This is a genomic window from Gemmatimonadaceae bacterium (genome assembly GCA_036504815.1).
GTDB lineage: Bacteria > Gemmatimonadota > Gemmatimonadetes > Gemmatimonadales > Gemmatimonadaceae > PNKL01.
This window is the reverse complement of record DASXUN010000012.1, coordinates 1-14,769: the sequence shown is the minus strand read 5'-3', so window position 1 is coordinate 14,769 and position 14,769 is coordinate 1. Positions and strand designations below refer to the sequence as shown.

Sequence of the window (14,769 nt, the reverse complement as noted above, 5' to 3'; positions counted from 1 at the left end):
GCCGTCCAGCGCGAACTGGGGCGCTCGATCAGCCCTGCAAACGTCCCTTGAGTCGCGCGAGGGCCTGGTCGATGGCTGAACTGGTCAGCGTGTCGGCGATGCGAGCGAGCTCCTCGGCTTCGCGCCAGGCGAATTCGAGATCGAGCAACTCGCCAGCCAGCAGTTCGCGCTCGCGCCGCTCCTGAAGGGCCATTTCGAGGGCGAGGGCGGTCGCGGCGCCATACTCGCTCAACTTCTTCGTCTCGAGCCCGCGGCCGATGTATCGCCGGAGCAGCCCCGTGGCGAGATCCGGCACCCCCTCACCCGCCACGGTGTTCAGCAGTTCGACCGCCATGCGCTCGTCGGTCACCCGCCCGCCAAATCGGTTGAACTTTGCGACGATTTTCGGGAGCACCGAGTCGGTCCCCTGGCCGGCGTAGACCGCGATACGGCGACCGATCACCGGCACCCTCACCTCAAGCAGATCGCTCTCCGGGTCGACCCAGAGCCTCGCCTTGCGCACGTGCGCCGTCTCGACGCGCGGGTGACGCACCGCGCGCTCGATCTGCTCCGCGGTCTGTGGCCGGGCGGATCCCCTCGACAGCCATCGGCCGGGGGTGACCGGACTCTCGGTGCTCGAAGCGGGCGGCGGCAGCACCAGCCGCGTGGCACGCTCGTAGGCCCGCTTGCCCAGCTGCCACAGCCCCTGGAACGCGCCCACCCCGAGGCCTGCCGCGGCGGCGCCCGCGTAGACGCCCCCGATTGCGACGACGCTCCCGGCCACCAGCCACCGGTACTGCCGCCGTCGCGCCGCCAGCTGCGCCCCGAACCGCCACGCCGCCATCTCGGGCCGCAGCGCCGCGCCGACGCGCACGAGCTCCGTTCCTTCGGCGATGCGCGCCAGGCCGATGTGGTCGGTGCTCATCCGCAGGCGCGTCCCCTCGAAAAGCCGCTCGCACTCCTCGATCGCCTCCCAGCGTTCCTCGACCGGCGTGAGGTTCCAGCGCTTGCACGCCGCGCAGATCACCCAGAGCCGACCATTGGCCAGGTCGTAGGCGAGGCGGCGGCCGACCGGAAAGTGCTCCACGACTTCGTTGCGACCGAGATCGGCGTGGCAGAAGAGGCAAGCTGAGTACACGACGATTTTGGATTTGGAATTCGGACTGCGATCGAGGATTGCGACTGAGGACAGCGAATGGCGATTGAGGCGCAGGCGCGCCGGCGCAAGCCCACCGGCGCACGCCCGCCGGCATAAGCACGCCGGCGCCAGCACGCCGTTGCAGTCATCGCCGATCGGATTCCGAATTCTCGATCCTCGATCGAAATCCGGAATCCAGGTCCTCAATCTTACCTGTACCGCCCCCACACGCGTTCCAGTGCATCGCTGATCTCGCCGACGCTGGCGCGGGCGCGCACCGCATCGATGATCAGCGGCATCAGCCGCCGCTCGCCGGCGCGCACGGTGGTCTCGAGGGACTGCAGGCACCGCGCCACGGCGCCGCCGTCCCGCGACTGCTTCACCGACGCCAGTCGCGCCGTCTGTTCCGCGGCCAGCTGCGTGAAGTCCGGGGCCGGAATCACCGGAGGCGCGGTGCCGTCGCTGAACCGGTTCACGCCGACAACCACCGTCTGTCCCGATTCGACGCCCAGCTGGAAGGCGTACGCGCTCTTGCCGATCTCGTCCTGCATGAAGCCGGCCTCGATGGCGCTCGCCGCCCCGCCGAGCGACTCGACCTGGTCGAGGAGCGCAAGGGCGCGCGTCTCGAGTTCGTTCGTCAGCGATTCCACGTAGTACGATCCCGCCAGCGGGTCCACGGTCTGCGCGACGCCGCTCTCGTGGGCGACGATCTGCTGCGTGCGCAGCGCGAGCGTGGCCGCCGCCGCCGTGGGAAGCGCCAGCGCCTCGTCGTAGCCGTTGGTGTGCAGCGACTGCGTGCCGCCAAGCGTCGCCGCCAGTGTCTGCACCGCCACGCGGACCACGTTGTTCAGGGGCTGCTGCGCGGTGAGCGTCACGCCGCCGGTCTGGGTGTGGAAGCGCATGCGGCAACTCGCGTCATCCGCGGCGTACCGCTCCCGCATGAGGCGCGCCCAGAGCCGGCGCGCCGCGCGGAACTTGGCCACTTCCTCGAACAGGTCGTTGTGGCAGGCGAAGAAGAACGACAGGCGCGGCGCGAACTGGTCCACCGCGAGGCCGGCGTCCAATGCGGCGCGCACGTAGGCCAGGGCATTGGCGAAGGTGAAGGCGATCTCCTGCACCGCGGTCGCTCCCGCCTCGCGCATGTGGTAGCCCGAGATGGAAATCGGGTTCCACTGCGGCACTTCCGCCGCGCAGAACCGGAACGTCTCGGCGATGAGCGCGAGCGACGGCGCCGGCGGATACACGTACGTGCCGCGCGCCACATACTCCTTGAGGATGTCGTTCTGGATGGTCCCGCCGAGCTGATGGCGCGCGATCCCCCGCTCCTCCGCGACCACGATGTACATCGCCAGCAGCGTCGACGCCGTGGCGTTGATGGTCATCGACGTGCTGACCTTGTCCAGCGGCAGGTCCGCGAGCAGGAGGTGCATGTCCTCCACGGTGTCGATGGCCACGCCCACGCGGCCGACCTCGCCAAGCGCGCGCGGACTGTCGCTGTCGATTCCCATCTGGGTCGGCAAGTCGAAGGCGACCGACAATCCGGTCTGGCCGGCATCAAGCAGCAGCTTGAACCGTCGATTGGTCTCGGCGGCGGTTCCGAAGCCGGCATATTGCCGCATCGTCCACAGACGACCCCGGTACATCGTCGGCTGGATGCCGCGCGTGAACGGGAACTCCCCCGGAGCGCCGAGCGCCTCGGCGGTGCCGGCGGGCACGTCCGCCGCGCCGTAAACGGTCGCGACCGGTATGCCGGACGGCGAGTGGGCGTCCGCCACTACTGCTCCGCCTCCAGGAGCTTCGTCGCGCAATCGACATCGCGCTTGCTCCCGATATACAGCGGCGCGCGCTGGTGCAGCTCCGTGGGGACAACGTCCATGAGCCGCTGGCGGCCGTTCGTGGCGGCGCCCCCGGCCTGTTCGCAGATGAACGCCAGCGGATTGCACTCGTAGAGCAGGCGCAGCTTGCCGGAGGGACTCCTGGTGTTCGCCGGATACGCGAAGACGCCGCCGCCGAGCAGGTTGCGATGGAAGTCGGCGACGAGCGAACCGACGTACCGGACGTTCATCGGCTCGCGCTGGGTGTCGAGACCGCGATATCGCCGCATCAGCGCGCGCACCGGCTCGCTCCAGTACCGCTCGTACGAGTCGTTGACCGACAGGTACTTGCCCACCTCGGGAATCCGGATGTTCGGATGCGAGAGCAGGAACTCGCCGATGGACGGATCGAGCGTGAAACCGTGCGCCCCGTGCCCCGTGGTGTACACCATCATCGTGCTCGACCCGTAGATCACGTAACCGGCGGCCACCTGCTGCACGCCGGGCTGCAACATATCGGCCGTCGTCCCCGGGCCGGTGCCCGGCGTCACCCGGCGCATGACGGAGAAGATGGTCCCGACCGGCACGTTCACGTCGATGTTCGACGAGCCGTCGAGCGGGTCGAACAGCAGTACATACTTGCCGCACTTGAACTGCGGGGGAATCGGGATGATCCCCTCCTCTTCCTCCGACGCCATCGCGCACAGTCGGCCGCCGTGGTCCATGGCCTTGCTGATGATCGCGTTCGCGATCACGTCCAGCTTCTGCTGGTGCTCGCCCTGCACGTTGTCGGAGCCGGCGGCGCCCAGGATGTCGATGAGCCCGGCGCGGCGCACCTTGCTGCTGATCATCTTGGCGGCGACCGCGAGGTCGTACAGGATGCCCGACAGCTCGCCCGTGGCCTCGGGGAACCGCCCTTCCTGTTCGATGATGAAGCGGTCGATGGTGACGATCGACGTGTCGGAATGCTGGATCACGATCTCATCCGCAGAGGTGACGGTGTAAACTCGCCCCCGCTCACGGCACGCGCCAGCGGACCCCGGCGGCTTCGATGGTCCAGCCGGCGCCGTCGGTCCGCGCCACCACCGGCCCGAGCTGATCGGTGCGCAGCACCGTGGCCCCCGCCGCCGTGAGCCGCCGCATCACCGCCGGGTCCGGGTGTCCGTACACGTTGCGGGCCGCCACGGAAACCATGGCCAGTCGCGGGCGCACCGCCGAGAGGAACGCGTCCGAGGTGCCGGTGTGGCTCCCGTGGTGGGCGACCTTGAGCACGTCGGCGCGCAGCAGATCGGGCGCGCGGGCCAGCATCCAATGCTCCTCCGCGTCGTCGGCGTCCCCCGTGAAGAGGATCGTCCGTCCGGCATACTCCACGCGCACCACGACGCAGGCCGTGTTGGGATTCTGCTGCGCCGCGGTCCACGCGGAGTCCGGGGCGAGCACGCGGAAAGTGACGCCGTCGATGTCGATGACCTCGCCGGCGCTGGGGACGCGCCACGCGACGCCGATCGTCCGTGCGGTGGTGAGCGCCCGACGGTACGTGTCGGTGCCGCTGGGAAAGCCCGGCTCGAGCATCGCGGCCGGGCGCATCGAGGCAAGCACCGACGCCGCCCCGCCCGCGTGGTCGGCATCCGGGTGCGTGACCACCAACAGGGCCAGCGCGCCGCCGCGCGCGCGCAGGTACGGAACGACGGTGGTCCGGCCGGCGTCGCGCGTGGCGTCACCGCGCCCCGCATCGAACAGCACCCATCGTCCGCGCGGCGTGCGCACCGCGATCGCATCACCCTGTCCGACGTCGATCATGTGCACTTCGAGCGCGCCGGTGGTCGGCGCCGGCGCGAAGGCCGCGACGCTGATGGCCGCCAGCGCGGCGATGGCTGACCGCTCCCAGAAATGGCTGACGCAGGCCGCCAGCACGGCGAGGCAGGCCACGCCAAGCGCAACCGCGGTGAGCAACGATGGCGCCGCATGCAGCGTGGCCCACGGCAATGCGGCGCCGACATACGCCACGAGATCAAAGGCACGGATCATCGGCGTCGACGCGGCGGCGATCAGGGACGCGGCCGCCGGCCACCACGCCAGCGCCAGCGCGAGAAAGAGCGTCGGCTGCAGCACCGCGATCACCGGCCCCGCCGCGATGTTCGCGAACGGCGCCACCAGGCTGACCCGCCCGAAATGCCAGGCGACGAGCGGCGCCGTGGCGAACGACGCCACCACGCTGACCACGAGCTCACTCGCGATCTTGCGACGCCAGCCCTCGAGCCTGCCGGGGAGCACCCGCTCGGCCACCGCGCGCCCGGCGATGAGGGCGGCGAAGCCGCTGACGCTCAATTGCCAGCCGAGGTCCACCGCGGTGCGCGGCTGGTAGAGGAGCGGCACGCCGCCTCCCCACGCGAGGGCGGCCCACGGCGAGGTGTTGCGCTGCAGCGCCATGGACACCGCCTGGGCGCCGATCATCACGGCGCTGCGCACCGCGGGGGGCGGCGCGCCGATCACCAACACATAGAGGCCGACGAGGAAGAGCCCCGCCCAGCGCGCCGCGGCCGCAGGGAGGCGCGCCGCCTGAAGCATCAGGAGCATCGCGCCCGAGACGATGGCGACATGCAGGCCGGAGATCGAGAGCATGTGGACGATGCCCGCGTCGGCGTACCGATCGCGCACCTGCGGGTCGAGGTCCTTGGTGTCCGCGATGAGCAGCGCCCGCACGAGACCCGCGTCGCGCGTGAAGTACCGGTCGATCGACTCGCCGGCGCGCGCGCGCCACGGGGCCAGCGCGCTCGGTGGCTCGTAACGCGCGCGACACCGGAAGGGCTGCCGTTCGCGCGCCATGCATTCACGGTCCGCACGCGCCGCATTGCCGCCCACGCCCAGGCCAATGGCCGCGATGAGCAGCACCGCCCCCGCCGCCGCGCGGCGTGTGAGCAGCGCGGCCGTGGCGACGAACGCGAGAAGCCCGCCGAGAATGGCCGCGGCGGCGATCGCACCGGTGGAGAGGCCGGTAATGAGTCCGGCGGCATACGCCGCCGCCGACCAGGCGATGAGGGGAACGCGGCACCTTCGGGTGGGTGGCGTCCACCATCGTGCCGGATGCCTCGCGGCACGTCATCCAAGGAGTGCGCGCGGGGTCAGTTCATCGCCGCGCGTCCCGCGCCGCCTACCCCGCCGTCGGCAGCGGCGAGCGCTCGCGCACGACCTGACCGGTGAACGTCGACCCGGTGGTGCCGGTGAGCTCGACGTGGAAGTACTGGCCGATCATCGACAGGTCGCCCGGGATGAGCACGGTCTTGAAGTCACGCGACCGCGCCTGCAGCAGTTCGCCCTTGCGCGCTTCCTTCTCCACGAGCACTTCGCACCGCTCGCCGACGCGACGGAAATTCCGGTCGCGACTGATGCCGCGCACGGTGGTGAGCAGCTCGTTGAAGCGCGCGTCCACCACCTCGTCCGGCACGGTCATCTCGGCCGGCAGCCGCGTCGCCGGCGTCCCCTCGCGCGCCGAGAACTTGAACATGAACGCGTCATCGAAGCCGACGGCGCGGACGGCGCTCAGCGTGTCGTGGAAATCCTCGTCGGTCTCGCCGGGGAACCCGACAATGATGTCGGTCGTGAGCCCGAGCCCGGGGATGGCCGCCCGCAGGCGCGCCACGCAGTCCAGGTACTCCTCGCGGGAATAGCGGCGCAACATCCGCTTGAGCGTGCGGCTCGAGCCGCTCTGCATGGGCAGGTGCACGTGCTCGCACACCGTGCCGACCTCGGCCATCGCGGCGATCACGCGATCGCTGAAGTCGTTGGGATGCGGGCTCGTGAAGCGCAGGCGGCGGAGACCCGGCACGGCGCCCACGGCGCGCAGCAGGTCGGCGAAGTCGCGGGTGTCCTCGTGGTACGAGTTCACCGTCTGCCCGAGCAGCACCACTTCGGTGAGGCCCTGCGCCACCACCGCCTCCGTTTCGCGCACCACGTCCTCGAGCTGCCGGCTGCGCTCGCTGCCGCGCGTGTACGGGACGATGCAGTAGGTGCAGCGGTAGTCGCAGCCGCGCTGCACCGGAATCCACGCCTTCACCCCGTCGAACCGGCTGGCCTGCACGTCCTCGTAATGTTCCTCGAGGTCGAAGTCGGTGGCGATCATCCGCTCGCCCTTGCGCGCGCCCTCGATGAGCGCGGGGAGCGCGCGATACCCGTCGGGGCCGATCACCAGCGAGACCCGCGAATCGGTCTCGAGCAGGCGCGGCCCGAGGCGCTGGGCCATGCATCCGGTGACGCCAAGCACCGCATCGGGCTTGAGGTACCGTCGCAGTTCCGTCAGCCGGCCGATGACGCGCGTCTCCGCATGCTCGCGGATGGCGCAGGTGTTCAGCAGCACCACATCCGCCCCCTCCGGACCCGCCACCGACACGTAGCCTTCGGCCGCCAGCTTGCCGAGCATGAGCTCGGAATCGCTGACGTTCATCTGGCAGCCGTAGGTTTCGATGAAGACGCTTGGCATGGAGGGGAGACTTAGGACTTGGAATTCGGAACGGGATTGTGGACTGCGATGGAGGATAGCGATTGGCGATTGGAGCGGGTGTGGCGCAACGACGCCGGGCGGTTTCTATCGCGGGTCGCCGTCCTCGGTCGCGATCCGAGTTCCGGATCCGGATGCCCAATCCTCAATCAGCCGTCTTCGGCTCTACCGGCAACTGAATATAGAACGTGCTCCCCTCCGCCTCCTTCGACCGCACCCAGATGCGGCCGCCGTGCGCCTCCACGGCGAGGCGGCAGAAGGCGAGCCCGAGTCCCGAGCTGCGGGTCTTGGGCGCGTTGGCCGCACGCACCTGCTCGAACTTGCGGAAGATGACTTCCTGGAACTCGGCGGGGATGCCAGGGCCGTTGTCGGTGACGGTGAAGAGAATCCCCTGCGGATCGCGCACGGCGGCCAGCTCCACGTGCACGGCCGTGGCCGAGTGCGACAGCGCGTTCTGCACGAGGTTGGCGAAGACGCGGCGCAGCAGCGCCTTGTCGGCACTGAAGACGGGCGCGTCATCCGCCGCCTCGTAGGCCATCGTCGCCCCTTCGGCGGTGAAGCGCGGCGTCCAGTCGATGAGCAGTTCCGACAGGAAGGCGGCCGGCGCGATGGGCTCCGGCGACACGGCAATGCGCGTCTCCTCGACGCGTGACACTTCCAGCAGGTCCTGGATGAGGCCCAGTAGGTCCTCAGCCTTGCCCTCGGCTTCCGACACGGCCTTGTACTGCCGTTCGGTCATCGGGCCGTAGTCGCCCTCACGGAGCATCTCGAGGGTGGCCAGCACGCTCGTGAGCGGCGTCTTGAGGTCGTGCACGATCATCTTCATCAGGTCGTCGCGCACCTTGGCCAGCTCGCGCAGCGTCCGATAGCTCTGCTCCAGCGCATCGGTGGCGCTCTTGAGCTTGAGGAGGGACCGCACCCGCGCGCCGAGCACGAGTCGGTTGTGCGGCTTCAGCAGGAAATCGTCCCCGCCGGCCTCAATGGCCTTCACGCGATCGGCGGTGTCGTTCAGCGCGGTGACGAAGATGACCGGGATTCGCGCCGTGCGCGGATCCTTCTTCAGGCGGCGGCAGACTTCAAAGCCGGTGTCGCGATCGTCCACGCCGAGTTCACCGGCGGGCATCGACACGTCGAGAATGCACAGGTCGGGCGACTGCTCGAAGCAGGCCGCCAGCGCGCTCGGTCCGTCGTGCGCGGCGACCGTGCGAACCCCGAAGGCCGCCAGCTGGTCGGCCAGCAGTTCGACGTTGGCGTCGACATCGTCGGCAACGAGGACGAGCGGGGGGAGTTCCGCACCGGCCGGCGGCATCGCGTTACGGACGGACGGTGAGCCCGACGCTGAGAATCGTCCCCTTCTCGGTCATTCCGCCGGCCTTCCGGTCGTTGCGCTGGAGGCTGACGTCGAGCGACGCCCAGCCGCGGGCAAACGTCGCGCCGCCGCCGATCGCCAAGGTGCGCTCCGAGACGGCGTGGCCGTTCCATCCGAAGGGCAGTCCGCGCGTGCGCGCCCCGAGCCGCACCTGCGTGGGCATCCCCTGCCACTTTGGCCCAGCCACCTCGGCGCCGAAGGAGATGTCGTTGGCGTCGCGGACGTCGAGCGCCGCACTGCCCAGCGACCGCATGCGCGACCACCCCTCGTGACTGAAGCGCGCCACCAGCTGCGAGCCGGGAATGCCATCATACGTCACGGACAGGCCATACCGGTTGGGGGCGTTCCCCTTCGTCGCCACCGAGTCGTCAGAGCGCGTCTTCATCGCGCCGCCGAGGCGCAGCGAGGCCGCCACGTAGACGTGCGCGGCCGGTCGCGAGAGCAGGCCGGCCGAGACGGCCGATCCGCCGTACGAGAGCGTCATGTTCTGGGAGAGCGAGCCGAAGGTCGACGTATCGTCGAACGTGCGGGAGAGGCTCATGCGATTGGCGCCGGTGTAGGCGCTGAACGCGAGGCCGGCCTGCAGCCGCTCGCTGAACTGCCAGGCGTAGGCGACGCGGGCGTCGTTGATCGCGCCGCGCACCGTCGTCGACACCCGCGAGCCCACCGCATCGCCCGCCACCAGCACCGTATCGCGATACGACGCGTCCCACGTGCGATCCAGCAGCGTCGAGAACGAAACGCCCAGGAAGCCGCGCGTCCCGGCCTTCGTCCCCATGCTGATCACCGGGAAGCGCGTCGTCTTCGTGTTGACCGTCCGCCCGCCGACCGTGATCTGCCGGAACTCGGGGTCAATCTGGAAACTGAAGTTGGAGCGCCCGGCGCCGGGGAGGGCGCCTGGATTGATGGGCGACGTCGCATCGGTTTCGGCAGTGGCGCCCGCCATGCCGGCCGCGCGCGTGCCGAGCTGACCAGTCGGATAGCCGAAGCCTTGCAGGCTGAGCGCGCCCTGCGCCAGCAATGGCGTCGAGCAGGCGGCGGCCAGGAATGCCGTCAGGAAGAGGCGGCGCATCATGGCACTCCGAAGTCGACGCGGGGGATGTAGCTGACGCGCAGGCGCGGACGCACCGCCGCGGACGCGCGGGAGTTGAAGAAGCGCACCTCGCCGCCGTGCAGCCCTTCTTCGCGCTGCAGGAGCACGATCGCGCGCTGGGGCGCCGTCCGCGACGTGTCCGTCGCCGACTTCCAGACCCGCAGGAGCCCATTCATCTCCAGCGTGCGCACGCCGCTGTCGGCCGGCGCGACACGAATCGAGTCGGTGACGAACATGCCCGCCGGAATCAGGATCTGCGTAGAACGACGCACGTCGGTGATGAGCCCGGTGGCCGCCACGGCCTGGCCGAAGACCGTCACCGAGTCGGTCGGATCGAAGTTCCGCTGCGGCGACTGCGTCAGCTCGAGCGTCGCCCGCACGATGGTCGTGGAATCGAGCAGCCACTTGGGAATGACGAACCGCAGATACGAGCGCCGCGCCGGCACCCCACCGGTGGAAAGCGCCAGCGGCCCCCAGCCGGGCAGCGCGTTGCGCGCCACCACGCTGTAATCCCGATAGTCCGACGCCAGTGAAGCCGGCTCGGGCGGCGTCTTGGAATACAGCGCGGTCACCACCTGATGCACGGCGGTGTCCGGCGACACGTAGTAGCGGATCTCGGCGGGGAGTCCCGTCTCGACCGTGTGCACGCGCAGCGAGACCGGCCCCGACGCCACGAGTCGCAGCCCGAAGCGCACGCGGGAGAAGCTGTGCATCTTCTGCAGCAGCCAGGCCCCCGACAGCGGGAAGCGCAGCGAGTCGGTGATCTCGGCGCGCGTCAGCGTGCGCGACGTGACCAGCCGGCCCGGCGTGAACAGCGCCAGCAGCGCCGGCGTATCGTTGTCGCTGGCCGTGGTGTCGTCCACGTCGTACACCTCGAACCGCACCCAGGACGGCAACCGGCTCTGCGTCAGGTTGAGCCGCATGCGCAGGACCGCGGTGTCGACGCGCGTGACCGGACGCGAGGTGTCGTTGGGCGGCGTGTAGCGCTGCGCCAGCGTGTCGAAGCGCAGGACGCCGCGCACATCGAGGGTGTCGCCGCGCCACGCCAGCGGGATCCCTTCCTCGGAGCCGACGGAGGGATAGCCGACGAGCGTCGTGTCGTACGCCACCACCGGCGAGAGCACCGTGTCCTTGAGCGGCACGGCCAATCCGGGACAGAGCGACGGACAGGCGCTGCCGGCGTCGAGTTGTTCAGAGCACGCGCCGGCCGTCGCCGCGAACAGCACGGCGGCGAGCGTCAGGAACGCGCGACGGGGGGAAAGTCTGATCATGCGTCTCGCAGCGACGAAGACTCAAAGGCATACGGCAGCAGATCCGCCAGGGGCCATTCGGCCTCGGCGCCGCCGCGGGTCACGCTGATGACCTGGCAGGTCGGCGCGAATTCATGCAACACCTGGCGGCAGATCCCGCACGGCGGCGTGGGCGTGCTCGCCTCGGTGGCCACCACGACGTGCGTGAATGCGCGCACCCCGCGCACCACCGCAGCGCCGATCGCCGCGCGCTCGGCGCAGGTGCCGGCCGGGTACGACGCGTTCTCGACGTTGCACCCGACGATGATGTCGCCCTCCGGCGTGAGCAGCGCGGCCCCGACCCGGAACTTCGAGTACGGCGCGTACGCCTGCTCCATGGCGGCCAGGGCAGCCGCGCGCAGCGCGGCGAGCGTGCGGGCGTCTGGCATCAGCCGAGCATCACCGGAAGGAACGACGTGCCGCGCCCGCGGAATTCAAGACCCATCCAGTCGGCCACCGTCGCGCCGAGGTCGGAGAAGGTCGGTCGCAAGCCGAGCGCGACGGGACGCACCCGCGGACCGAACACCAGCACGGGAACATTCTCCCGGGCATGGTCGGTCGACGGAGTCGTCGGATCGTTGCCATGGTCAGCGGTTATGAACAGCAGGTCATCCTCACGAAGGGCGTGCGTCAAGTCGGGCAAGGCGGCATCAAATTCCCGCAACGCTCCATAGAACCCCGGAGCGTCGTTTCGGTGCCCGAAGGACTGGTCGAAATCTACTAGGTTGGCGAAGCAGAACCCATCGCTATGGCCCAACCAGTCGAGAATCCGCCGGATGCCCTCGGCATTGGAGGCCGTATGCCCCCCCTCCAGCCCCCGCCGGGCGAAGAGATCGTCCACCTTCCCGACCCCGGTGCGCGAAATGCCGGCGACGGCCAGGGCATCGAGGAGCGTGGGGTCGGGCGACTCCACGGAGAAGTCGCGCCGGTTCCTGGTGCGCTCCCAGGCGCCGTCCCGGCCGACAAAGGGGCGCGCGATCACCCGCGACACGTTATGTGGCGGGACCAGCATGGCCCGGGCGCGGGCACAGGCCTCGTGCAACTCCGCGAGCGGCACGATGTGCTCGTGCGCCGCCACCTGGAAGACGGAGTCGGCGGAAGTGTAGACGATCCAGGCCCCGGTGCGCACATGTTCGGCGCCAAACTGGTCGAGCATGGCCGTTCCGCTGCCCACGACATTTCCGAGGCAGGGGCGGCCGGTGCGCCGCGAGAACTCGTCGATGACGTCCTGCGGGAAGCCTTGCGGGTACGTGGGAAACGGCCTGGCCAGATGCACCCCCGCCAGCTCCCAGTGTCCGGTGGTGCTGTCCTTGCCCTTGGACATCGGGCACAGAACGCCGTGCGCCGCAGTGGGCGCGGCAACGACCGACAGCCCGGCAATCGGGGCGAGGTTGCCAAGCCCCGCGCGCTCGAGGTTCGGCAGGTCGAACCCGCCCACGGCGCGCGCGGTGTTGGCGAGGGTATGCGATCCCTCGTCTCCATACTCATCGGCATCGGCCGCCTCGCCGATGCCGACACCGTCCAGCACGAGAATGCAGGCGCGGCGGCTCACGGCACCTGCTCGTGATAGCGGCGCGGCAGGCGCTGCCGCAGTCCGGTCAGCACCTCGTAGGGCGACATGAAATCGGCGAACTCGGCCACCTGCTCCACCGTGATGACGTCGTCACCGTCCCGGCCGACGAGCGTGACGATGTCACCGGTTCGGCACGCGATGTCGCTGACGTCAATCATGGTCATGTCCATCGTCACGACGCCGGCAATGCAGGTGCGCGCGCCGTTGAGGAGCGCCGGTCCCTTGTTCCCCAGCGCCCGCCGATAGCCGTCGGCGTACCCGATGCCGAGCGTCGCCACGCGGCGAGGTCCGACGGACCGCCAGGTCGCGAGATAGCTCACCGTATCGCCATCCTGCAGGTCGTGCGTCTCGAGGACGCGGGCGCGCACGTGCGCCACGGGTTCGGGATAGAGTGGCGCGCCGTCACCCGATCCGACGCCGTACAGGAAGACCCCCGGGCGCGCGAACGACCAGGGTGACGTGCCGCGGCGCACGATACCGGCGCTGTTCTGTGCGTGCAGCAGCGCTGGCGGTGCCGGGAGCGCGGCGAGCGCCTCGCGGAATCGCGCCTCCTGGCGCTCCCACGATCCGTCATTCCGCTCGGCCGAATGGAAATGCGTGAAGGCGCCGGCGGGCGGATGCGCCCGGACGAGATCCGTCACCTGGCCCACCTGGTCCCAGCGAATGCCGGCGCGGTGCATGCCGGTCTCGATGGCCAGGTGCCACGTCCCGCCGCCGCTCTCCACCCAGGCGGAGATCGCCGCGGGATCACCCAGCGTGACGGTGGCCCGCGCGGCGCGCGCCGCCGCGAAGTCCGACGGCAGCAAGGGCGAGAAGACGTAGATCGGGCGGTCAATCCCGGCGTCGCGCAGCTCCTCGACCTCGCGCACGGTCGCCACGCCGAACCCGTGGGGGTCGAGGCGCTCGAGGGCCCGGGCGCAGGCCACGGCGCCGAGGCCGTAGGCGTCCGCTTTTACCATGGGGACGAGCGGGACGCCGGCATGCCGCTGCAATGCGGTCCCGTTGCGCACCAGCGCCCCGAGGTCGACGTCGACCCAGGCGCGCGTCGTTTCCGCCGCTGTAGATTGCGTGTTCATTGGAACCTGAAAAGTTAGCGGCCGTGAGGGTGGCGATGCAAGAAAAGAAGACGCTCGACGACGCGCTGGCCATCATGCGGGACCTGCGCACCCGCGACGCCTGGGACCGGGCGCAGACGCACGCCTCGCTGCGCCCTTACCTCAACGAGGAGATGCACGAACTCGACGACGCGCTGATGGCCGGCGACGACGCGGCGACGTGCAGCGAACTGGGCGACGTGCTGCTGCAGGTGCTCTTCCACTCGATCATCGCCGAGGAGCGGGGCGCGTTTGACGTGGGCGACGTCGCGGGCTCTTTAGTGGCGAAGATGGTGAAGCGGCATCCGTGGCTGTACGGGCAGAGAGACAACAGAGAGACAACAGAGAGACAACAGAGAGACAACAGGGACCTCGCGGACGACTCGAAGCGCGAACCGTGGGAGCAGATGAAGGCGCGGGGGCGCAAGTCGCTGGCGGAGGGGCTGCCGCAGGGACTGCCCAGCCTGCATCGTGCGCATCGCCTGCAGGAGCGGGCGGCCGGCGTCGGGTTCGACTGGCCTGATGCGAAGGGACCGTCGGACAAGGTGCGCGAGGAGCTGCAGGAGGTGGCGGAACTGATCGAGCGGGAGGGCCACGAGTTCCCGACGCATGGCGTGCCGAGCGGCGACCCTCGGCACGCGGCGCTCGAGGGCGAACTGGGCGACCTGCTCTTTGCCGTGGTGAACCTGTGCCGGAAATGCGGCGTGCACCCGGCCCTCGCGCTCGACAGCGCCAATGCCAAGTTCCAGCGCCGTTTTGAGGCGATCGAGGTGCTCGCGGCCGCGCGCGGTATCGACGTGCGCACCGCGGGGCTCTCCGTGCTCGACGCCATGTGGGACGAGGTGAAGCGCGGCGAGTAGGTCCGCACTGCGGCCATGCACTGAGCGGCGGCGCGCCCCGGGGGGGCGCGCCGCCCCGCGGTCGG

The 14,769-nt window shown here is 69.9% G+C and carries 12 protein-coding genes; 1 reads left to right on the top strand and 11 read right to left on the bottom strand.

Annotated features, from left to right (window positions below; genetic code table 11):
- Nucleotides 1-28: 28 nt before the first annotated feature.
- The 11 genes from VGJ96_05120 to alr form a co-directional block, all read right to left on the bottom strand.
- A complete protein-coding gene (locus VGJ96_05120; GenBank protein ID HEY3286490.1) occupies nt 29-1,117 on the bottom strand; it encodes a hypothetical protein in 1,089 nt (362 codons plus the stop codon).
- 209 nt (nt 1,118-1,326) lie between these two features.
- Nucleotides 1,327-2,892 (bottom strand): methylmalonyl-CoA mutase family protein, encoded by a 1,566-nt coding sequence (locus VGJ96_05115; protein ID HEY3286489.1) that lies wholly within the window; start codon nt 2,890-2,892, stop codon nt 1,327-1,329.
- A complete protein-coding gene (gene fbp, locus VGJ96_05110; protein ID HEY3286488.1) occupies nt 2,892-3,908 on the bottom strand; it encodes a class 1 fructose-bisphosphatase in 1,017 nt (338 codons plus the stop codon). The genes VGJ96_05115 and fbp overlap by 1 nt, the downstream gene beginning before the upstream one ends.
- 40 nt (nt 3,909-3,948) lie before the next feature.
- The gene (locus VGJ96_05105; GenBank protein ID HEY3286487.1) at nt 3,949-5,823 is read right to left on the bottom strand and encodes a DNA internalization-related competence protein ComEC/Rec2; all 1,875 of its coding nucleotides are present in this window, start codon (nt 5,821-5,823) and stop codon (nt 3,949-3,951) included.
- A gap of 259 nt (nt 5,824-6,082) precedes the next feature.
- Complete coding sequence (gene miaB, locus VGJ96_05100; GenBank protein HEY3286486.1) at nt 6,083-7,408, bottom strand: tRNA (N6-isopentenyl adenosine(37)-C2)-methylthiotransferase MiaB; 1,326 nt, start codon at nt 7,406-7,408, stop codon at nt 6,083-6,085.
- 163 nt (nt 7,409-7,571) lie between these two features.
- On the bottom strand, nt 7,572-8,735 hold the full coding sequence (locus VGJ96_05095; GenBank protein ID HEY3286485.1) for an ATP-binding protein: 1,164 nt from the start codon (nt 8,733-8,735) through the stop codon (nt 7,572-7,574).
- 4 nt (nt 8,736-8,739) lie between these two features.
- Complete coding sequence (locus tag VGJ96_05090) at nt 8,740-9,867, bottom strand: hypothetical protein (GenBank protein ID HEY3286484.1); 1,128 nt, start codon at nt 9,865-9,867, stop codon at nt 8,740-8,742.
- The gene (locus tag VGJ96_05085) at nt 9,867-11,159 is read right to left on the bottom strand and encodes a hypothetical protein (protein ID HEY3286483.1); all 1,293 of its coding nucleotides are present in this window, start codon (nt 11,157-11,159) and stop codon (nt 9,867-9,869) included. The genes VGJ96_05090 and VGJ96_05085 overlap by 1 nt, the downstream gene beginning before the upstream one ends.
- Nucleotides 11,156-11,566, bottom strand: a complete 411-nt coding sequence (locus tag VGJ96_05080; GenBank protein ID HEY3286482.1) for a cytidine deaminase — start codon at nt 11,564-11,566, stop codon at nt 11,156-11,158. Before VGJ96_05080 ends, VGJ96_05085 begins: the two co-directional genes overlap by 4 nt.
- Nucleotides 11,566-12,729 carry a phosphopentomutase gene (locus tag VGJ96_05075; GenBank protein HEY3286481.1) on the bottom strand — a complete coding sequence of 388 codons (1,164 nt, stop codon included), beginning with the start codon at nt 12,727-12,729 and terminating at the stop codon, nt 11,566-11,568. The genes VGJ96_05080 and VGJ96_05075 overlap by 1 nt, the downstream gene beginning before the upstream one ends.
- Entirely contained in the window at nt 12,726-13,826 is a 1,101-nt protein-coding gene (gene alr / locus VGJ96_05070; protein ID HEY3286480.1) for an alanine racemase, read from the bottom strand. The genes VGJ96_05075 and alr overlap by 4 nt, the downstream gene beginning before the upstream one ends.
- 35 nt (nt 13,827-13,861) lie before the next feature.
- On the opposite strand from alr, the gene mazG reads away from it, so the two are divergent.
- Complete coding sequence (gene mazG, locus VGJ96_05065) at nt 13,862-14,704, top strand: nucleoside triphosphate pyrophosphohydrolase (protein HEY3286479.1); 843 nt, start codon at nt 13,862-13,864, stop codon at nt 14,702-14,704.
- The last annotated feature ends 65 nt before the right edge of the window (nt 14,705-14,769 follow it).